This is a genomic window from Streptomyces sp. 8P21H-1 (genome assembly GCF_013302945.1).
On sequence record NZ_JABTYA010000260.1, the window covers coordinates 1 to 443 of the forward strand.

The window sequence follows — 443 nt, forward strand, 5'->3', positions numbered from 1 at the left end:
GGTGCCCGGGGTGGCCGAGACCTGCACGGCCTCGCCGGGCCGCGCCCAGACGGCGAGCGCGCGGCGCAGCAGGGCCTTGTCGCCGGTGAGCCCGCCCCGCGCGGGCCACACGGAGAAGTCGGTGCGCGCCGACGACTCCCACGCCCCCGTCGGCACCAGCGTCAGCCGGCCGGGCTCCAGGGCGGCCTGCGCCGCGGGGTTGCGCGCGTACGGGGGCGCGNCGCCGCGAGCGCCGCCCTCGTGTGCTGGCGGCGGCGCATCAGATCGGTGGGCCGGGCCTGGAGGGAGCAGGGGTCGAACTCGGGGGAGGCCAGCAGCGCGTACTCCCCACCGGCTTCGTCGTCCGCCTCGGCGAGGGCGTCGTCCGGGTCCTCGGCGCCGGCCGCGGCCAGCACCTCGCGCACGTCCGCGTCGGCCAGCCCCTCCAGGGCGCGCAGGACGTG

The 443-nt window shown here is 80.1% G+C and carries 1 pseudogene; it reads right to left on the reverse strand.

Features of this window, described 5'->3' with window-relative positions:
• Nucleotides 1-443 (reverse strand): annotated as a pseudogene (locus tag HO151_RS05280) (hypothetical protein); the annotation flags it as partial.